Annotated in this window: 16 protein-coding genes; 3 read left to right on the forward strand and 13 right to left on the reverse strand. The window is 70.0% G+C overall.

All coding sequences use genetic code 11. The annotated features are described in order from the left end of the window. Positions 1–120: 120 nt before the first annotated feature. From AC07PA_RS24610 to AC07PA_RS24640, 7 genes are all read right to left on the reverse strand, one after another. Positions 121–786, reverse strand: a complete 666-nt coding sequence (locus AC07PA_RS24610; protein WP_007860789.1) for a response regulator — start codon at positions 784–786, stop codon at positions 121–123. 208 nt (positions 787–994) lie between these two features. Then, positions 995–2,029 carry a Bug family tripartite tricarboxylate transporter substrate binding protein gene (locus tag AC07PA_RS24615; protein WP_007860788.1) on the reverse strand — a complete coding sequence of 345 codons (1,035 nt, stop codon included), beginning with the start codon at positions 2,027–2,029 and terminating at the stop codon, positions 995–997. Positions 2,030–2,175: 146 nt separating this feature from the next. Next, on the reverse strand, positions 2,176–3,486 hold the full coding sequence (gene hpnE / locus AC07PA_RS24620; RefSeq protein WP_494609150.1) for a hydroxysqualene dehydroxylase HpnE: 1,311 nt from the start codon (positions 3,484–3,486) through the stop codon (positions 2,176–2,178). Continuing rightward, entirely contained in the window at positions 3,483–4,310 is an 828-nt protein-coding gene (locus AC07PA_RS24625) for a hypothetical protein (RefSeq protein WP_494609149.1), read from the reverse strand. The genes hpnE and AC07PA_RS24625 overlap by 4 nt, the downstream gene beginning before the upstream one ends. Positions 4,311–4,332: 22 nt before the next feature. Continuing rightward, complete coding sequence (hpnD, locus tag AC07PA_RS24630; RefSeq protein ID WP_145696055.1) at positions 4,333–5,172, reverse strand: presqualene diphosphate synthase HpnD; 840 nt, start codon at positions 5,170–5,172, stop codon at positions 4,333–4,335. Between the two features lie 111 nt (positions 5,173–5,283). Continuing rightward, positions 5,284–6,579: an HD-GYP domain-containing protein gene (locus AC07PA_RS24635; protein ID WP_494609148.1), complete on the reverse strand. Its 1,296-nt coding sequence runs from the start codon at positions 6,577–6,579 to the stop codon at positions 5,284–5,286. Positions 6,580–6,731: 152 nt separating this feature from the next. Beyond that, complete coding sequence (locus AC07PA_RS24640; RefSeq protein ID WP_238541929.1) at positions 6,732–7,628, reverse strand: amino acid ABC transporter substrate-binding protein; 897 nt, start codon at positions 7,626–7,628, stop codon at positions 6,732–6,734. Between the two features lie 239 nt (positions 7,629–7,867). Between AC07PA_RS24640 and pdxR the strand changes: the two genes are divergently transcribed. After that, positions 7,868–9,322 carry a MocR-like pyridoxine biosynthesis transcription factor PdxR gene (gene pdxR / locus AC07PA_RS24645; RefSeq protein WP_494609147.1) on the forward strand — a complete coding sequence of 485 codons (1,455 nt, stop codon included), beginning with the start codon at positions 7,868–7,870 and terminating at the stop codon, positions 9,320–9,322. 4 nt (positions 9,323–9,326) lie between these two features. On the opposite strand, the gene AC07PA_RS24650 is transcribed toward pdxR, so the two are convergent. Genes AC07PA_RS24650 through AC07PA_RS24660 form a run of 3 tightly spaced genes read right to left on the reverse strand, consistent with a single transcriptional unit; the run spans position 9,327 to position 10,985 of the window. After that, entirely contained in the window at positions 9,327–9,794 is a 468-nt protein-coding gene (locus AC07PA_RS24650) for a carboxymuconolactone decarboxylase family protein (RefSeq protein WP_145696058.1), read from the reverse strand. Positions 9,795–9,834: 40 nt separating this feature from the next. Further along, positions 9,835–10,467, reverse strand: a complete 633-nt coding sequence (locus AC07PA_RS24655) for an FMN-dependent NADH-azoreductase (protein WP_007859555.1) — start codon at positions 10,465–10,467, stop codon at positions 9,835–9,837. Then, positions 10,464–10,985, reverse strand: coding sequence for a GNAT family N-acetyltransferase (locus tag AC07PA_RS24660; RefSeq protein WP_494609146.1), 522 nt, complete (start codon positions 10,983–10,985; stop codon positions 10,464–10,466). Before AC07PA_RS24660 ends, AC07PA_RS24655 begins: the two co-directional genes overlap by 4 nt. Before the next feature lie 194 nt (positions 10,986–11,179). Between AC07PA_RS24660 and AC07PA_RS24665 the strand changes: the two genes are divergently transcribed. Then, positions 11,180–14,851 carry a DEAD/DEAH box helicase gene (locus AC07PA_RS24665; protein WP_494609145.1) on the forward strand — a complete coding sequence of 1,224 codons (3,672 nt, stop codon included), beginning with the start codon at positions 11,180–11,182 and terminating at the stop codon, positions 14,849–14,851. A gap of 37 nt (positions 14,852–14,888) precedes the next feature. Here the strand turns inward: AC07PA_RS24665 and AC07PA_RS24670 are convergent, their stop codons facing one another. Then, positions 14,889–15,320 (reverse strand): hypothetical protein, encoded by a 432-nt coding sequence (locus AC07PA_RS24670; protein ID WP_494609144.1) that lies wholly within the window; start codon positions 15,318–15,320, stop codon positions 14,889–14,891. Positions 15,321–15,519: 199 nt separating this feature from the next. Here AC07PA_RS24670 and AC07PA_RS24675 point away from each other — a divergent pair, with 199 nt between their 5' ends. Continuing rightward, positions 15,520–15,981: an SRPBCC family protein gene (locus tag AC07PA_RS24675; protein ID WP_494609143.1), complete on the forward strand. Its 462-nt coding sequence runs from the start codon at positions 15,520–15,522 to the stop codon at positions 15,979–15,981. Between the two features lie 23 nt (positions 15,982–16,004). On the opposite strand, the gene AC07PA_RS24680 is transcribed toward AC07PA_RS24675, so the two are convergent. Further along, positions 16,005–16,586, reverse strand: coding sequence for a hypothetical protein (locus tag AC07PA_RS24680; protein ID WP_494609142.1), 582 nt, complete (start codon positions 16,584–16,586; stop codon positions 16,005–16,007). A gap of 61 nt (positions 16,587–16,647) precedes the next feature. Further along, positions 16,648–18,048: an L-serine ammonia-lyase gene (locus tag AC07PA_RS24685; protein WP_494609141.1), complete on the reverse strand. Its 1,401-nt coding sequence runs from the start codon at positions 18,046–18,048 to the stop codon at positions 16,648–16,650. Positions 18,049–18,133 lie beyond the last annotated feature (85 nt).

Genomic DNA, 18,133 nt, shown 5'->3' on the forward strand with positions numbered 1-18,133 from the left:
CTTTCTTTTGGGTACTTTTCTTTGGCGAAGCAAAGAACAAGTACCTCGGCCGCCGGGCCGAGACCCGGCTCCCGCCCTCAAGCAAGGCATGCAGCAACCTTAGCCAACGAGCAGAAGCCATCACTCCTGCTCCAACGCATACCCCAACCCCCGCAAGGTCGTGATGCGTACCCCACTCCCATCCAGCCTCTTGCGAAGCCGATGCACAAACACCTCGACGGCTTCAGGATGCACATCCTCCTCATCCGAAAACACCCGGTCCAGTATCTGCTGCTTGGAAAACGGCTCCCCGCTGCGCTGCACCAGCACGCGCAGCACCGCCTGCTCCCGCGGCGACAGGGCCAGCGGCTCGCCGTGCAGCACGAACTGCTTGCGCGCCCCGTCGTACACCAGCGGCCCGCAGGCCAGGCGCGGGTGCTCGGTGCCGCGCGCGCGGCGCACCAGGGCGTGCAGGCGGGCCTCCAGTTCGGCCAGCTCGAAGGGCTTGGCCAGGAAGTCGTCGGCCCCGGCGTTGAGCGAGCGCACGCGCTCGTCGAGCGAGTCGCGCGCGGTCAGGATCAGCGCCGGCAGGCGCTGGTCGCGCGCGCGCAGGCGCTGCAGCACGGCGTGGCCGTCCAGGCCGGGCAGGCCCAGGTCGAGCACCAGGGCGTCGTGGTCGCGCTGCTGCAGCGCGCGGTCGGCCAGGCGGCCGTCGGTCACCCATTCGACCTGGATGCCGGCGTGCTCCAGCGCCCGGCTCAGCCAGGTGCCCAGGGTGTGTTCGTCTTCGGCCAGGAGGATGCGCATGGTGGTGGCTGGATGCTACCCGCGCGCCGACAGGGCGGCGAGTGGCTCAGAAGGTGTGAATGGATCCGGCGTGCCAGAGCAGGCCGTCAAAACGCGTGCGATCTAGGCGCAAAGCGCAGCCATAGCTCGGGCTATGGCGAGCATTTGCAACGACGAGCGCGCGTGTTTTGGCGGGATGAGCGGGCATGGCGGGTTCGTTCACACCTTCTTAGTCCGGTTTCACCTTGGCGCGCAGCAGCACCTTCTTCCAGCGCGCCTGTTCGGCCGCGATGAACTGCGCGAACTGCGCCGGCGTGTCGCCAATGGCCTCGGCGGCATCGGCATTGAGGCGCTCCAGCGAGCCCTGCGATTTGACGGCCTTGGCGGTCTCGGCGGCCAGCTTGTCCAGGTTGGCGGGCGCCAGGTTGGCCGGGGCCAGCATGCCGTACCACTGTGTCATCTCGAAGCCGGGGAAGCCCTGCTCGGCCACCGTGGCCACATCGGGCAACTGCGGCAGGCGCTTGGCCGAGCCGGTGGCGATGCAGCGCACCTTGCCCGACTTGATGAACGGCAGGATGGCCGCGGCGCCCACGGCCGAGGCATCCACGCGGCCCGAGAGCAGGTCGGTCAGCATCGGGCCGGTGCCGCGGTAGGGCACGTGCAGCATGAACAAGTCGGCCGTCATCTTCAGGTACTCGAAGGCCAGGTGCCCGGCGCTGCCGTTGCCAGCGGAGCCGTAGCTCAGCTTGCCCGGTTTGGATTTGACGTAAGCCACGAACTCGCGCAGGTTCTTGGCCGGCACGTCGGGGTGCACCACGTACAGGCTGGGCACCTTGGCCAGCAGGCTCACGGGCTTGAAGTCCTTGTTCGGGTCGTAGGGCAGCTTGTCGAAGATGAAGGGGTTCACCGCCAGCGTGCCGATGTGGCCCAGGATCAGGGTATGCTGGTCTTCCGCGCGCGCCACCTCGGACATGGCGATGTTGCCGGCCGCGCCGGGCTTGTTGTCCACGAACACGCTCTGGCCCAGGGTCTTGGTCAGCTCGGCCGCCGTGGAGCGTGCCACGATTTCGGAGCTGCCACCGGGCGCGAAGGGCACCACGAAGCGGATGGACTTGGCGGGCCAGGCGGCCTGCGCCCGGGCCATGCCGGGCAGCAGGCCCGCAAGGGCGGCGGCACCGCCGGCGGACAGCAGCTGGCGGCGGCGCGCGTCCAGAGAGGACAAGGGGGAGGAAGAGGGGGCGTGGGGAGTGAGGAAGGGATGCATGGGGTTGTCTCCGTCAGAAGCGGCTCGAAAGAAAAAAATGGCCTGCGCCGATGGTGGCGCGGGCCTGCTTTCGGAATGCTGTCAGTCGGGGCCCATCCTGTGCCTTCGGGGGCCTGAAAGCCTCGGGGTTTACCCGAGGCGGGCACTCAGCACGCCAGCGCAGCAGCCGCTGCCGTGCCGCACAGCACGGCGCCTTCCAGCGTGGCCGGGTAGGGGCCGTCCACATAGTCGCCGCAGGCCACCAGGCCGGGTGCCACCTGCATGCCGGGGCGCGCCAGGCCGGGTGTGCAGGCAAAGGTGGCGCGCTTTTCCACCACGGTCTGCAGGGCCTGCAGGCCGGGCAGAGCCAGTTGCTCGGCGGCCTGGCGCAGCACCTGCTCGGTGACCACGGCGCGCTCGCCGGTGCTGGCGCTCACCACGAAGGCCAGCACGCCGTGCAGTCCGTCGAGCTGCCCGCGGTCGAACACGAACTGCGCGGGCATCTCTGCCGTGTTGCGCAGCGCCAGCATGGGCTGGGCCAGGCGCGCGCCCGTGCCATGGGCATACACGGTGGTGATGGCTTCGAAGCGCAGCGCATCGGCGGTGGCGCACCACTGCTGGCGCGTGGCATCCTGCCCCGCCGGCAGGCCCGTGGCGCCCGCGATCAGGCGGCTGGCCTCCCACGGTGGGCAGGCCAGGGTGATGTGGTCGTAAGGGCCTGCGAAGTCCGTGCCCTGCAGTTCCCAGCGCCCATCGGCCTGCTGCGCGATGCCCTGCACGCGCTGCCCGGCATGCACCGCACCGCCATGCTGCGCGGCCAGCCAGCGTGCCGCCGCCTCGGGGAACAGGGCGCCCAGGTTCACGCGCGGCAGCAGCAGGTTGGAGCCGCCCCGTCCGCTGAACAGGCTGTCGCGCAGCACGCGCAGGAACACCTGGCCGCTGGCCTCGTGGGCAGGGGTGTTCAGGGCCGATACGCACAGCGGGTCGATGAACTCGGCCACCAGCCGCTTCGGCAAGCCGGCGCACAGCTGCGCCACCGAGGTTTCGGGCGCGCAGCGAAAGCCGCCCAGTTGCCAGCCGCTGGCCGCGCGCAGCAGCGCCAGCTTGTCGCGCCAGCCCCAGCCGCGTGCGCGGGCGATGCCCAGCACGGCGTCGAAGGGGGGCGGCAGGTCGGGCAGGGCCAGACCCGTGCCGTCGGGGAACTGCAGCGTGAGCGGCAGGCGCAGCAGTGCGGACCCCGCATCCACCCCCACCAGGCGCATCAGGCGCAGGCTCTCGGTGTAGGCGCCAATCAGGATGTGCTGGCCGTTGTCCAGCGTGGCCGCCGTGCCGTCAGGCAGGGTGGCCTGCACCGCACGGGCGCGGCCGCCCACGGTGCGCGCGGCCTCCAGCACGGTGACGGCGTGGCCTGCCTGCGCGTGCGCGATGGCCGCGGCCATGCCGGCCCAGCCGGCGCCGATGACGGCGATCTTCTTCATGTGGCCGCAGGCCGGGGCTTGGCGGGGGCGGAGGTGGAGCTGGAAGCCGCGGCCTTGCAGGCGGCCTGCACATCGGCCGGTGCGGTGCGCAGCACCGCGGGGTCGGTGCAGCGATCGCGCAATTCCTGCCGTGCCGCGCGGTGGCCGGCCGATGCGGCATGCGCCAGCAGGCGCAGCCCGGCAAGGCTCATCTCGGCGGCGGCCGATGGAGAAGGGGCCGCTGCGGCCGGCGATGGCTGGGCTGTGGCGCCGGCCTTGACCGGTACTGAAACGGGTTGCTGCGGCAGCGTCTTGGCGCCGTGCACCTGGGGCATGCGCTCGATCACGCTGAAATCGCCGGTCTTGCCGGCCTGCGCCACCATGCGCTGGTACAGGCCCATCATGGCCGCCGTGTCGCTGCCTGTCAGGCTGGCGGCGGGCTTGGCCAGGTACACGGCCACTTCGGGGGGCAGCGCGGCGTTGACGGCGCTGAAACCATGGGCCGCACCGCCTGCGGCGTCGGCGGTGCCGGCCGCCTTGCCGCCGGCCCGGGCCGCATCATCGGCCAGCGTGGCGGCGCCTGCCCCGGCCGCGGCAGCCTTGCCGGCCGTACCGGCCGCGGTGGCTGCTTCGCCCGCCACCCCGGCGGCCCCGGCCGCGCCTGCAGCCCCGGCTGCCTTGCCCGCGGTGCCCCCGGCTGCCTTGCCGGCCCCGCTGGCGGCCTTGCCCAGCAGGCCCCAGAAGGCGTGTGCGGGCTGGGGCAGGGCGGCGGCGCCCAGGGCGAGCGCCAGCACGGCGGCACCGGCCAGGTGCGGGAGGGGCGAAGGGCGCACAGAATGGTTCATGGCGGGTTTCCCGGGGGACGGACTACATGCGCCCCAGCGCCTGCACCTTCCACGCCAGCCAGAACTTGCGCAGCGGGGTCAGGCGGATGCGCTGGTGCAGCACCTGGAAGTTGTCGCGTTCGATCTCGCGCAGCAGGGTGCGGTAGATGCTGGCCATCATCAGCCCGGGCTTTTGCGCGCGGCGGTCGGCGTCGGGCAGCAGGGCCAGGGCCTCGTCGTAGGTGCGGTGCGCGCGCTCGGCCTGGAACTTCATCAGCGCGGTGAAGCGGTCGGAGTACTGGCGCTTGAGGACCTCGTGCGCCTTCACGTCGAACTGCTGCAGTTCCGACACGGGCAGGTAGATGCGGCCCATCATGGCGTCCTCGCCCACGTCGCGGATGATGTTGGTCAGCTGGAAGGCGCGGCCCAGGGTGTGGGCGTACTGCGTGGTGCGCTCGTCGGTCTGGCCGAAGATGCGCGCCGTGACCTCGCCCACGATGCCCGCCACCAGGTGGCAGTACTGGGTGAGGCCGGCGAAATCCAGGTAGCGCGTCTGCTCCAGGTCCATCTGGCAGCCGTCGATCACGGCCTGCAGGTGGCGCTGCTCGATGCCATAGTCGGCCGCAAGCGGCATCAGCGCCTGCATCACGGGGTGGGTGGGCTGGCCGGCGTAGGCCTTGGCCACCTCGGCCTGCCACCAGGCCAGCTTGGTGCGGGCCACGCCAGGGTCGCTCACTTCATCGACCACGTCGTCCACCTCCCGGCAGAACGCGTAGAACGCCGTGATGGCCGCGCGCCGCGGCGCCGGCAGGAACAGGAAGGCGTAGTAGAAGCTGCTTCCTGAGGCGACGGCTTTTTGTTGTACGTACTGCTGCGGTGTCATGGGGGGCGATTGTCCCATGTCCGGGCCCCCACCCGGTGGCGGGCGGGATTTGCCTGTGGGGCAGTCAGCCGCCTGTCACAAAGGATGGGCAGCTATGCTTTTTGATGCGGCTTACAGCCGCTCGGCAGCCCAGTCGCACCAGTTGGCCACGGCTGTGTCGCCCGGCGTGGCGCGCTGGGCGAGGTCGGGCCAGCGGCGGTGGCAGGCATTGAGCACGCTCTGCAGCTGGAAAATCGCTTCGCGTCCCACCAGAGCCACCTCGGCCAGGCCCATGGCGTCGCCCTGCAGCTGGGCCATCAGGTCGGCCTGGTGCTGCGGGTGGGAGCCGGCCTCCACCAGGGCCTTCTGCAGCGCCATCAGCCGCGCATCGGCAAACACGAAGGCGCTGGAGGGGGGCATGGCCTTGAGCAGGGCCGGAGGCAGGGCGGTCTTGAGTTCGTCCCATTTGATGAAGGCGTCGGCCAGCAGCTCGGCCTGGCGCGGGGCATCGTTGCCCAGCGGCATCAGCGCCGATTCGCGTGCCACCTCTTCCTGCAGCAGCGGGAGGATGTGCCCCACCAGCGCAGACGGGAACTTGCGGTGGTTCAGCCGCAGCACCAGCGACAGGCGCTGTGCCGGCATGTCGTCGTATTTCTCGAAGAAGGCGGCCACCACTTCGGCCAGCATCAGGATGCGGCCCATGGGCGAGATGTCGGCCCCCGCCAGGCCGCGCGGGTAGCCGCTGCCGTCCATGCGCTCGTGGTGTTCCAGCACGGCGGTCTCGGCCGCTTTGGGGTAGGCGTTGGTGTCGCGCACCATGAGCATGCCGGTGATCGGGTGCGCCACCAGGTGCTTGCGCTGCACGCCCACCGCCTTGAAATCGGGGTCGTTCCAGGCCGGGTCCATGTGCAGCACGCCCAGGTCATGCAGCAGGGCGGCAGCGGCCAGCGTGGCGCAATCGCGCTCGGGCATGCCGGCTTTGAGGCCCAGGAACACGGCCACCATCATCATGCGCAGGCTGTGCTGGTACAGCTCGGGCCGCTTGTCACGCATCACCGTGAGCTTGCAGGCCACGGGCCCGGGCAGCGGCAGGGAGCGCAGCGGGGCCAGCAGGCGCACGGCGGACCCGATGGCCTCGGCCAGCAGATTGACCAGGACATCCTGCGCCGCCAACTCCTGGCCGGTGGCAATCAGGACCTCCACGGTCACGGGGTTGTCGATGGTCAGGTGCTTGTCGATGGGCTCGCGCAGCTTGTGCTGCACCAAGCGGTCGTACAGGCGGCTGTCGATGCGCGCGCCCTTTTCCACCAGCTTGATGCCGTTGTCGGTGTAGATGGCGGCGCCCGCCACCACCGTGCGCTCGTCGGCCATGTCGGTCAGCGCGCGCAGGTAGTGGGGGCTGTCGGTACCATCCAGGCCAGCAGCCATGAGAGGGTCTGTCGTCGTCATGCAATAGCTACAAATTATTACTATCGACTATAAAACGACTACGGTCCATCACCGACGGGAATTCGGCTGGATTTCAGGAAGCGAAAGGGGTCGTCTTGATGCAGGTCAAGCCCCTTGCCGTTCGCAGGGGCTCAAAACGCGATCTGCTCGACCCCGATGTCGCTGGGCCGGCGCAGCGCTTCCTTCATGAAGATGCTCATCGGCAGGGTGCCCTGGTCCGAGCTGAACCAGCGCTTGTACAGCGTCAGCATCTCGCCCCCCTGGATCATGCGGCGCGTGACGCGGTCCACCAGCTCCTTGAACTTGGGGTCTTCGCGGCGCAGGCCGATGCTGTAGGGCTCCACCGAGAGGCGCTTTTCCAGGAACAGGTAGTCGTCCATGGACTTGCCCAGGCGCGTGAGCGGGATCCAGATGCCGGCGTCGTCGGCAAAGGCGGCGTCGGCCTCGCCCTTGGCCAGTGCGTTCACGGCGTCCAGCGTGCTGTCCACCGCCACGTAGTTGAACTTGCGGTTGAAGGTGCGCTCGTTGGCCTTGAGCAGGTTTTCGTTGGTGGTCTTGCCCTGCACGGCGATTTTCTTGTTCTGCAGGTCGTCGAGCGTCTTGATGCCCGAATTCTTGCGCACCAGGAAGGCCGAGGACGCCACGAAGATGTGGTGGCTGAAGGAAATCTCCTTTTGCCGCGCCGCCGTGTTGGCCGTGCCGCCGCATTCCAGGTCCACCACGTTGTCCTTCACGTCGCTGATGCGGTTCTTGCCGTCCACCAGCAGGTACTTGAGCTTCAGGTCCGGGCGCTTCAGCTCCTTCTTGATCTCCTCGAAGATCTGCAGGCAGATGTCCACGGTGTAGCCCTGCACCTTGCCGCTGCTGGCGTCCTTGTACGAGAAGGGCAGCGATTTTTCGCGGTGGCCCAGGCGCAGCTCGCCCGAGCTGGCAATGCGCGCCAGCGTGTCTTCGGCCCAGGCGGGGGCGTTGGCCAGCAACAGCGCCGCCATCAGCGCCACGTGGCGCAGCATCGAAACAGATTTCATGGAAGGATGAAAAGAAAAGGAGCCGGGCGGGTGCCCGATGAAAAAACGCCAGGGACCATGCCTTGTGGGCCGTCCTGGTCGATGCGCGGATTGTGAAGGGGCCTTGCCCGCTTTGCCACTGTCTCGCCCTTGGGCGTCGGCATTCCGCCACATTCACCGGCCGCGGCGCGGGGCGGCAATCATGGGCATGATCCACGGGACTGCCTTTTGCTGCCGCCTTTGAACGCACGCCCTGTTCCATGGAATCTCCCGCTCCTGGTTCTCCTGCCTCCACGCCCGCCACGCTGCACCTGGCGGTGGACCGCAGCGCGCGCGAGCCGGTCACGGAGCAGATCCGCAAGGCGCTGCATGCGGCCATTGCCCAGGGGCGGCTGGCCCCGGGTGCGCGCCTGCCGTCCTGGCGCGACCTGGCCTCGCAGCTGGGCGTGGCGCGCGGCACCGTGCGTGCGGCGTACGAGGCACTGATCGATGCCCAGCTGATCGTGGCCCTGGGCGCGGCGGGCACCTTCGTCGGGCGCCATGTGGCGCCTGCACCGGTGGCACCGGCTGCGGGCCCGGCTGCCGCCGTGCTGCGCGACCCGGTGGCCAACTACCCGCGCAGCGTGAGCGGCATGTTCCAGATGGGCGTGCCCGCGCAGGATGCCTTCCCGGCCAAGGTCTGGGCGCGCACCGTCACGCGCGCCGCGCGGGCGTCGGCCGAGGCCCCGCTGCGCTACCCCGACCCGCGTGGCGAGGCGCTGCTGCGCACGGCCATCGCGGCCTACCTGGCCGTGGCGCGCGGCATGGCCAGCAGCGCGGCGCAGGTGTTCATCACCAGCGGCCACACGGCCGCCATCGCGCTGGCCGTGCAGGCGCTGGGTCTGCGAGGCGGCCAGGCCTGGTGCGAAGACCCGGGCTATCCGCTCACGCGCCGCACGCTGGCGGCCCTGGGCGTGGCCGGCGTGCCCGTGCCGGTGGATGCGATGGGCCTGGACGTGGCGGCCGGCTTGGCGGCTGCGCCCCAGGCGGTGCTAGCCGTGGTCACGCCGGGGCAGCAGGCGCCGCTGGGGGCGACGCTGTCGGTGGAGCGCAGGCAGGCCCTGCTCGGCTGGGCAGCGCAGGCCGGCGCCTGGCTGCTCGAAGACGACTACCTGGGCGAGCTGCAACTGCCACCGGGCCGCGCCATGCCGGCCCTGGCCGCGCAGGATGCTGGCGGGCGCGTGCTGCACGTGGGCACCTTCAGCAAGACCATCAACCCGTCGCTGCGCCTGGGCTTCCTGGTGGTGCCGGCCGCGCAGGTGGCGCGCTTCGACGAGGCGGCGGCCCTGTTCGGCTCGGCCCCCGCGCCGCTGCTGCAGCAGGCGGTGGCCGAGTTCCTGCAAGCTGGCCACCTACTGCGGCACCTGCGCCGCATGAAGCAGCTGTACGCCAGTCGGCGCGACGCCATCGTGGCCAGCCTGCAAGCGCAATCGGCCACCTGCCGCACGGCGGGGCTCTCGGTGCTGCTGCGCCTGCCTCCGGGGATGGACGACGTGGCGCTGGCCCTGCAGGCACGCCAGCACGGCCTGGCCCCGGTGCCGCTGTCGCCCTGGTATGCCGACCCGCAGCCCCACCATGCCGGCCTGGTGCTGGGGGTGGCCAATGTGCCCGAGGGCGAGGCTGCCGCGCACTGCCGGCAGCTCCTGGGCCTGGTCGAGGGCCAACAGCGCGGCTGAGCGCTCAGGCGGCCGCTGCAGCCGCTGCCGCTGCCTGGGGCACCAGGCGCATGCCCACGCCCAGGCGGTTGAAGGCGCTCATGAGGCAAATGGCCATGGTCAGGTCCACCACCTCGCGTTCGCTGAAGACGCGGGAGACGGCGGCAAAGTCCTCGTCGGGCGCACCCGTCTGGTCCACGCGCGCCAGCACCTCGGCCCATGCCAGCGCGGCGCTTTCGCGCGCATCGAACAGCGCGCCGGCCTCGCGCCACACAGGCACCAGCACCAGCTTGTCCACGCTGACGCCGTGCTTGAGCAGGTCGCGCGAATGCAGGTCCACGCAGTAGGCGCAGCCGTTGATCTGGGACACGCGCAGGTAGACCAGGTCGATCAGCACGGTGGGCAGGCCGCACTGGGATAGGTAGGCACTGGCGGCGTAGAAGCCTTTGGCGGCGTTGGGGGCGATCTTGCTGTGGTCAAGGCGTTGGGACATGGGTACTCCTGGATCAAAAAAAGAGAAGGGGGAAAGGCGCTCAGGCGATCGCCGCGGCAGCGCTCGCAGGGGCCAGCACGGCATCCAGCGCCGCTGTGGCCTCGCTCCAGGCCTGGGCCACGCGCTCGGGGCCGAAGACCAGGCCCTGCAGGGCAAAGAAATGCAGCGTGCGCAGGCCCATGGTGTTCAGGGCGGCTTGCAGGTAGGGCGTCACGAAGTCGGGCTGGTTGGCCTTGGCCCCGGTGAAGAACCCACCCGAGGCCACTGCGATGTACACCGGCCGGTCGCGCAGCAGCCCGCGCTTGCCCTCTGGCGAGGGCGCGAAGGTGTGGCCGATGCGCAGCACATGGTCCACCCAGGCCTTGAGGCACGAAGGAATGGTGTAGTTGTGCATCGGCAGGCCGATGACGATGGCGTGGGCAGCGTCCAGTTCGGCGATCAACTGCTCCGACCGGGCCAGGCTGTCCAAGTGGGGCGCGTTATGCTCCCCCGGCGGCCGGCCCGCCAGGGCGTGGGCATAGGCGCTGTCCACATGCGGCAGCGGGGCCCAGGTCAGGTCGCGCAGGGTGACGCCGGCCGGCTGCAGGCGCTCCACGATGCGGTAGGAAAAGCGCGTGCTCTGCGACTCCTCGGCCCGGGCGCTGCAGGTGATGTGCAGGATGTTCGCGGTCATGCCCCGGCCCCCTGCGGTGCGGCCTGCAGCGGGCGCCCGAAGCGCAGGGCCTGCGTCAGCAGCCCCTGGCGAAAGTAAAAGCGCTGGGCCAGCGCGTTGGACAGCCCGGTGTCCAGCACCAGGCAGCTGCAGCCTTCGGCCTCGCCAATGCGCGCCATCGCATCCATCAGTGCCTGGCCCCAGCGCGCGCCGCGCGCGGTGTCCAGGGTGACCAGGTCGTCCACGTACAGAAAGCGCCCGTAGATCAGGTTCTCCGCCACGCGGTAGCCGGCCAGCGCCACGGCGGTGTGCCGGTCCTGCCAGGCGGCCAGGATGCGGTAGCGGTCGGCGCGCATGCGGTGCACACGGGCGATGAAGTCCTCGGCGCTCTGCAGCCGCGGGCGCAATTGCTGCACCACGGGCCAGCAGGCCACCAGGTCGGCATCGGTGTCGGCATGGCGCAACGCCGGGCCATAGGGTGCATGGCTGGCCGCCGATGGCGGCAAGGTGCTGGGGAGAAGGGGTGGGTGTGGGTCCATGGGCTGGACTTTAGGGACGCGAGCGGCGGGGCGGTAGCACCAAGAATTGGCGATTGGCATGGACCATGCAGGGCCGGGGAGGGCCATCTGCAATGCGCCGCCAACCAGGTTTTTGCTTCCATCCATCGGCCAGGCACTGGGAACGGCGGGCTGTCGCATGTAACATGCTCGGCTGCGCGCATTTTTTGACAGCCATGCCTTCCCCCCCAGCCAACCGCCCCGATGCCGGGGAGGGCACTGCCGATCTGCCAATGCCGCACGAAGCCATACAAGGTCCGAGGGAGGTCGTCCATGCCACTGCCGCAGAACAGGAACATCGCCCGCCAGCCCGTGCCGTGCCGGATGGCCGGGGCAGCCCGCCGGTCGATGGCGACCTGCGCGCGCCGTCGCTGAACGGGCTGGCAGGTACCGTGGACCGCGCACCGTTTTCCCTTTCGCTGCCTTCCGCGATGCCGCGGCCGGCGGGCGCACGTGCCGGCCAGGCCACGGCCCCGGCACCCGCCGCGCCGGGCGCTGCCCCGGCTTTCGTGCCCGTGCCGGCACCGGGGCCGATGGTGGCAAGCGCCGTCGGCGATACCGAGGCCCGGGACGCCCTGGCCGCGCTGGAGTCGGTGACCCCCGCCAGCCTGCATGCCGCGCAGGACTCGGCCCACGCCATCCTGTCCGCCTGGCTGTCGCTGGAGGTGCTGGCCCCCCTGGCGTACACCGACCCGGCAACGCTGGTCGGTGGCGACCGTGCATCCATCGCCAAGGTCGATGGCGAACCCCTGCCGTGGCAGCGGGGCGAGCAGTCCTACAAGCCGCCGTTCCGGTTGTTCTACCTGGTCGTGCTCGGCGAGGTGAGCATGGAAATGTGCATGACCGATCTGCTGTCCTCGTTCGGCAAGGACGAGGAGACGCGCACCTACCAACGGCACCGGGCGCCGATCGCCATGGCCATCGTGGACCAGGATGGCCTGCTCGCGGGCCCCGAAACCGTGGCCATCTCCAGCTTTGCCTGGGGCGTTCCGGCGGTGCTGCGCGGCAAGGCTGGCGCGCTTGCGCGCTGGCCCGATGCCGAAAGGCTGCTGCGCGAGCAACTGCACCAGCGCCTGGCCCGGGTGGACGGCGAAGGCCGGCCCCTGCCGCTGGACCTGAAGGCGATCAACGACAGCCACGCCTGGCTGTGTGCCACCCTGGGCCTGCGCCCCGACCATGTGCTGCCACCCAGTTTCGTGGCGCGGCTGTACCGCCACCCCAAGCTGGAAGGGGCGCCCGATTCGCCGCCCATCAACTCCTTCTACCTCGATGACCTGGCCAAGGCGCGCGCCATGGTGGACTCCGGGGCTGCACCCGAGGCCCTGCTGCGCTACCTGTCCGTACTGAAGTCCGGGCCCGCACGTGACCTGCTCAAGGACACTGCAGGCATTGCCGATCTGATTGCTCCCGCGCGCTTTCCGCCCGCACGCTGGCCCAGCCGGGGCAGCCACCCGGTGGTGACGCTGCAGCAGGCGGCCGTGAATGCGGCGCGCGCCGAGTTCGCGGGCGACAGGCAGGGCATTCTGGCGGTGAACGGCCCGCCAGGCACCGGCAAGATCACCCTGCTGCGCGACCTGGTGGCGCACTGCGTGGAGAGCCGCGCGGCCCGGCTGGTGGAGTTCGACGATCCGAACAAGGCGTTCATCCCGACGGGGCAGCGCTTCCAGGTCGGCGAGGGCGAGTTCCTGCACCTGCATGGGCTGGCCCCCCGGCTCAAGGGCTTCGAGGTGCTCGTCGCCTCGAGCAACAACAAGGCGGTGGAAAACGTCAGCCGCGAGCTGCCTGCGGGCCGCAGCGTCGAGCCCGGCCCGCGCTACTTTGCCGCCACCGCCCGGGCCCTGCTGTATGGCGAGGAAAAGAACTTCCCTGCCGACCCCGCCGACCAACCCTGGGGGCTGATGGCCGCCGCACTCGGCAACAGCCGCAACCGCCGGGATTTCCGCCAGCGCTTCTGGCTGCACGAGGATTTCGGTTTTTGCACCTACCTCAAGGCCGCGCGCGGGCTGGACGTCTCGCGCCCGGAGCCTGCCGCCGAAGGCCAGCCGCCGCGGATGGTGGCGCCCCGCATCGTCGCCGCCGAGCGGCCGCTCAGCGGCGATGCCGCCCTGCAGCAGTGGAAACGGGCGCGCAAGTCCTTCATCGAACTCAAGCACTCGGTCGAGGCCATCCTGGCCCGGCTGGAAGAGACGCGCACCCTGGCACCCCGGTTGTCGCGCCTGCGCGATGACATCAACCAGCTGCATGGCAAGCACAAGGCCATCGCCCGCTCGCTGAGCGCGGCCTCTGCGGCCTATGCCCAGGCCATCGAGGGATCGAGCAAGGCGCGCGCCGCCGTCGTGGCGGCCGAGCGCGAGCTGCAGGCCCTGCAGGCGGCCCGGCCTGGCGTGTCGGCGCGGGTGTTCGTCTCCGAAGCCTTCCGGCGCTGGATGTCGGAGGCCTCGGCGCGGGAAGGTGTGCACCGCGAGGCCGTGCGTGCCGAAGCGCAGGCACAGGCCACGCTGGAGACCGCCGCGCAGCGGCAAAAGGGTTTTGCCGAGGAGCTGGGCGCCACCAATGCCCAGCTGGAAACCGCCCAGCGCGAGGCCGAGAACCTCGGTGCCATGCTCAAGGAGGCCTACGCCCGCATCGGTGACCGCTTCGTCGACGAGTCCTTCTTCGACCGCGGCCACGAGGCCTGGAACCTGGCCGTGCCCTGGCTCGACGACCAGGTCCACCAGCAGCGCGAGAAGCTGTTCGTCGCCGCTCTCGATGTGCACAAGGCCTTCGTCACCGTGGCGGCCCACAAGATGGAGCACAACCTGGGCGTGCTCATGGCGGCCCTGCAGTCGGGTACCTTCCCGGATGCGGCGCGGCGCCAGCTGCTGCCGGACCTGTGGTCCAGCCTGTTCCTGGTGGTGCCCGTGGTGTCCACCACCTTTGCCTCCATCCACCGCATGCTGGGCGACCTGCCGCCGGCATCGTTCGGCTGGCTGCTGGTGGACGAAGCCGGGCAGGCCACGCCCCAGGCCGCGGTGGGCGCGCTGCTGCGCGCCCGGCGTGCCGTGATCGTGGGCGACACGCTGCAGATCCCGCCCGTGGTCACCATCCCCGAAAACTTGGTGAACCAGATATCCCTGCAGCAGCGCGTGGACCGGGGGCTCTGGTGTGCACCGCAGGCCTCGGTGCAGACCCTGGCCGACAGCGCCAGTGTCATCAAGGCCCAGTTCAGCACGCCAGACGGCACGCGCGCCGTGGGCCTGCCGCTGCTGGTGCGCCGCCGCTTCCAGGAGCCCATGTTCGGCGTGTCCAACGCGATTGCGTACGACAACCGCATGGTGCCGGCCATGGGGCCGGACAGCGTGGGCGACGTCGCCGACGTGCTGGGCCCCTCCGCCTGGTTCGACCCCGACACCAGCTCCACCGCCAGCGCCCCCAAGTGGAGCGCCGAAGAGGGCCAGGTGGTCATGCGCATGCTGCGCAAGCTGGCCCGCGCCGGCGTGCAGAACCCGGACATCTACGTGATCTGCCCGTTCCGCGTGGTGGCGCAGGAAATGCGCCTGCTGCTGCGCGCCGAACCCCAGCTGTTCGAGCTCTTCGGGGTCGATGCGCGCAAATGGCTCGACGAGCGCGTGGGCACCATCCACACCTTCCAGGGCAAGGAAGCCGAGGCCGTGATCGCCGTGCTGGGCGCGCCCATGGCGGGTGAGAAGGGCGCCCGCCAGTGGGCCGGCGGCGTGCCCAACATCCTCAACGTCATGGCCTCGCGCGCGAAGTCGCGGCTGTACGTGGTCGGTTCGCGCACTGCCTGGGGCAGCGTGGGCCACTTTGCGGAGCTGGCCCGGCAGGTGCCCAAGCGACCGTTCGGGTGAATCGGGACGCGGGCGGCGGATTGATCGCCTGCCTCGCCTATTTCTCTTTCGCCGCTTCCTTGAGCGCGACCTGCACGGTGTGCAGCATCTCGTCCAGCGGCGACGGCTCCTCGCCTTCGTACGACACCGCCGCGCCGAAGTCCTGGGCCAGTGCGCAGCTGACCATCATCACGCAGGCCAGGTCCTTCATGCGGCCACCCCAGCACATGGTGATGCAGTAGTCACGGCCATCGGCAATGGCGGCGAAGTTCTCGTCGTCAGCCACCACATCCTGCGCTTCGCTGTAGTGGATCTCGAAGCCCGGGCCTTCCACGCCGTTGAGCGTGAAGGGCAGAAACCCCGAGTCGTCGAAGCGGGTGAAGTCCGGGTGCAGCTTGAGGTCGAAGCCGAGCCGGTCCAGCGAGGCCTGCAGCGTGGCGCGGTCGGGGACGGATGAGCGGTGGAGGAAGGCGAACTGGCTATTGGACATAGGTTTCCTGGAGCGGTGGCGCGGTAGGGAAAATGCGCGGGGGCTGTTTTTGAGCGGCCTTCACCAGCAGGAGCTTCCACGCAAAACCTCGGTGAAAAAGCAGGCGCCACCAGTCTACAGCGCTGGCTGCCTGGCGGCTTGGCCGACAGGAGGCCAGTGATCTCTTGCGTCCGGTGTGGACTGCCCCTACGCTGTGCCCATGGCCTCCACCCGCATCTCCGTGCACATCCCTGCCCCCCGCCCGCGCGTCTATGCCGCACTGGTCGATGCCGAGGCCATTGCGCAATGGAAAGTGCCCGATGGCATGGCCATGGTGGTGCATGCCTTCGATGCGCGCGAGGGCGGGCGCTTTCGGATCTCGCTCACCTACGAGGAGCCCGGCCTGGCCGGCAAGACCTCGGCGCATACCGACACCTACCACGGCCATTTTCAGGAACTGGCCGTGAACGAGCGGGTGGTCGAGGTGATGGAGTTCGAAACCGTCAACCCCGCCATGCAAGGCCGCATGACCTCCACGGTGGAGCTCTCGGACGAGCCGGGCGGCGGTACCCGGCTGGTCGCGCTGCACGAAGGCCTGCCGCCCGGCGTGGCGCCCGAAGACAACGAGGCCGGTTGGCGCATGTCGCTGGCTAAGCTGGCGGCGCTGGTCGCGGAGGGTTGAGCGGGGGCTCGCCGGGCAGCGGCCTATGCGGGCACGCGCGTGTAACAGGCCCTGCGCTGCAGCATCTCGTCGGTCTGGCGTGTGGCGATTTCCAGGTCGTAGGAGGTGTGCGGAGGTGGCGGCGGTGGCGGGGGGAAGATGCCCAACACGACAGCGTAGAACACGGGGCACATGAAATCTCCCTTGAGCGCCCAGCGGCCATAGGGTGTGCTGTCGACCGAATCCTGCGTCCAGTGTGCCCAGAAGACGGCAAGGGAGCCGGTGGAGGCTGTGCGCCGTACCACGAGGGGGGTGGCCGTCTCCGGCGGGAGAAGCCGCACCGTGCCGTTGCCAGTGCAGTCGCCGTTGGCATAGACCACTGCCCCATAGGATTGGGTGAACAGTGTGGCGTCCTGGCGCACCAGGCGCAAGAGGCTGCGTTCGCTCAGGCGGCTGCCGATCACCGTGCAGCCCTGGGACTGCCAGTCGCCCGCGAGCAGGGCCACGTCCTGCGGGGGCGGGTCATCACTCCCGCCGCCGCAGCCGGCCAGTGCGGCGGCGAGGGTGAGCAGCGAGAGCCGGGTGAGCGGGGCGGTCGGTGAAGTCGCAGGGAACAGTGTGGTCATGGCAAAAAGCCCGATTCTGTGGGCCTGGCCGGCCCGTGAGAACCCTACCGGAGTAGGGGGCTCAGCACTCGACGACGTTCACCGCCAGCCCGCCGCGCGAGGTCTCCTTGTACTTGACCTTCATGTCCGCGCCGGTCTGCATCATGGTCTTGATCACCTTGTCGAGCGAGACCACGTGCTGGCCGTCGCCGCGCAGGGCCATGCGGGCGGCGTTGATGGCCTTGATGGCGCCCATGGCGTTGCGCTCGATGCAGGGAATCTGCACCAGGCCGCCCACGGGGTCGCAGGTCATCCCGAGGTTGTGCTCCATGCCGATCTCGGCGGCGTTTTCCACCTGCTCGGGGCTGCCACCCATCACGGCAGCCAGGGCACCGGCGGCCATGGAGCAGGCCACGCCGACCTCGCCCTGGCAGCCCACCTCGGCGCCCGACAGCGAAGCGTTCTCCTTGTAGATGATGCCGATGGCGCCCGCAGTGAGGAGGAAGGTGGCGATGCCCTCCTCATCGGCGCCGGGCAGGAAGTTCACGTAGTACTGCAGCACGGCAGGGATCACGCCGGCCGCGCCGTTGGTGGGAGCGGTCACCACGCGGCCACCGGCGGCGTTCTCCTCGTTGACGGCCATGGCGTACAGGTTCACCCAGTCCATCATCGACAGGGGGTCGTGCCGGGCGGCCTCGGACTGGGTGTTGAGACTCCGGTGCAGCTCTGCCGCGCGGCGACGCACGCGCATGGGGCCGGGCAGGGTGCCGGTGGCCGCGCAGCCGCGCTGCACGGCGCCGGCCATGGTGTGCCAGATGGCCAGCAGCTGGCGGCGCAGTTCGGCGGCGCTGCGCCAGTGCAGTTCGTTGGCGGCCATGAGCGCACCCACGGTCATGCCGGTGGCCTGGCACTGGGCCAGCATGCCGGCGCCGGTGCTGAAGGGATAGGGCAGGCCGTTGCCATGCCCGGCGGCGTCGGGCCCGGATGCCGCTGCCGAGTTCAGCACCCGCTCGCCGGCCGCGTTGGTCACGAAGCCGCCGCCCACAGAGTAGTACTCGCGCTCGGCGATCTTGATGCCCTGGGCATCCAGCGCATGGAAGGCCATGCCGTTGGGGTGCAGCGGCAGGCTGCGGCGGCGGAACAGCAGGTGTTCCTTTTCCACGAAGGGCACGCTGTGCTCGCCCAGCAGGGCCAGGCTGCGGCTGGCGCGGATCTGGGCGATGGCGGGGCCGATCTGGTCGGGGTCGATGCGGTCGGGCTCATGCCCGGCCAGGCCCAGCAGCACGGCGGTATCGGTGCCGTGGCCCACGCCCGTGGCCGAGAGCGAGCCGAACAGCTCCACCACCACGCCGTGCACCGCCGCCAGGCCCACCGTGGCCTGCAGGTGGCAGGCAAACTGCCGCGCCGCGATCATGGGCCCCACGGTGTGCGAACTGGAGGGGCCGATGCCGATCTTGAAAAGGTCGAAAACGCTGACGGACATGGGGACTGTGCTCGCGGTGGGGGATAGGGCCGTGGGGTTCCGTGGATGACGGGGACAAGGACGCATTCACCATGCCGGCCGATGG

Source organism: Acidovorax sp. GW821-FHT09B03, assembly GCF_059418305.1.

What these genes read in the sequence shown, in the direction of transcription:
- AC07PA_RS24610 (WP_007860789.1), bottom strand. Translation starts at nt 786, where the DNA reads ATGCGCATCCTCCTGGCCGAAGACGAACACACCCTGGGCACCTGGCTG.
- AC07PA_RS24615 (WP_007860788.1), bottom strand. Translation starts at nt 2,029, where the DNA reads ATGCATCCCTTCCTCACTCCCCACGCCCCCTCTTCCTCCCCCTTGTCC.
- hpnE (WP_494609150.1), bottom strand. Translation starts at nt 3,486, where the DNA reads ATGAAGAAGATCGCCGTCATCGGCGCCGGCTGGGCCGGCATGGCCGCG.
- AC07PA_RS24625 (WP_494609149.1), bottom strand. Translation starts at nt 4,310, where the DNA reads ATGAACCATTCTGTGCGCCCTTCGCCCCTCCCGCACCTGGCCGGTGCC.
- hpnD (WP_145696055.1), bottom strand. Translation starts at nt 5,172, where the DNA reads ATGACACCGCAGCAGTACGTACAACAAAAAGCCGTCGCCTCAGGAAGC.
- AC07PA_RS24635 (WP_494609148.1), bottom strand. Translation starts at nt 6,579, where the DNA reads ATGGCTGCTGGCCTGGATGGTACCGACAGCCCCCACTACCTGCGCGCG.
- AC07PA_RS24640 (WP_238541929.1), bottom strand. Translation starts at nt 7,628, where the DNA reads ATGAAATCTGTTTCGATGCTGCGCCACGTGGCGCTGATGGCGGCGCTG.
- pdxR (WP_494609147.1), top strand. Translation starts at nt 7,868, where the DNA reads ATGGAATCTCCCGCTCCTGGTTCTCCTGCCTCCACGCCCGCCACGCTG.
- AC07PA_RS24650 (WP_145696058.1), bottom strand. Translation starts at nt 9,794, where the DNA reads ATGTCCCAACGCCTTGACCACAGCAAGATCGCCCCCAACGCCGCCAAA.
- AC07PA_RS24655 (WP_007859555.1), bottom strand. Translation starts at nt 10,467, where the DNA reads ATGACCGCGAACATCCTGCACATCACCTGCAGCGCCCGGGCCGAGGAG.
- AC07PA_RS24660 (WP_494609146.1), bottom strand. Translation starts at nt 10,985, where the DNA reads ATGGACCCACACCCACCCCTTCTCCCCAGCACCTTGCCGCCATCGGCG.
- AC07PA_RS24665 (WP_494609145.1), top strand. Translation starts at nt 11,180, where the DNA reads ATGCCTTCCCCCCCAGCCAACCGCCCCGATGCCGGGGAGGGCACTGCC.
- AC07PA_RS24670 (WP_494609144.1), bottom strand. Translation starts at nt 15,320, where the DNA reads ATGTCCAATAGCCAGTTCGCCTTCCTCCACCGCTCATCCGTCCCCGAC.
- AC07PA_RS24675 (WP_494609143.1), top strand. Translation starts at nt 15,520, where the DNA reads ATGGCCTCCACCCGCATCTCCGTGCACATCCCTGCCCCCCGCCCGCGC.
- AC07PA_RS24680 (WP_494609142.1), bottom strand. Translation starts at nt 16,586, where the DNA reads ATGACCACACTGTTCCCTGCGACTTCACCGACCGCCCCGCTCACCCGG.
- AC07PA_RS24685 (WP_494609141.1), bottom strand. Translation starts at nt 18,048, where the DNA reads ATGTCCGTCAGCGTTTTCGACCTTTTCAAGATCGGCATCGGCCCCTCC.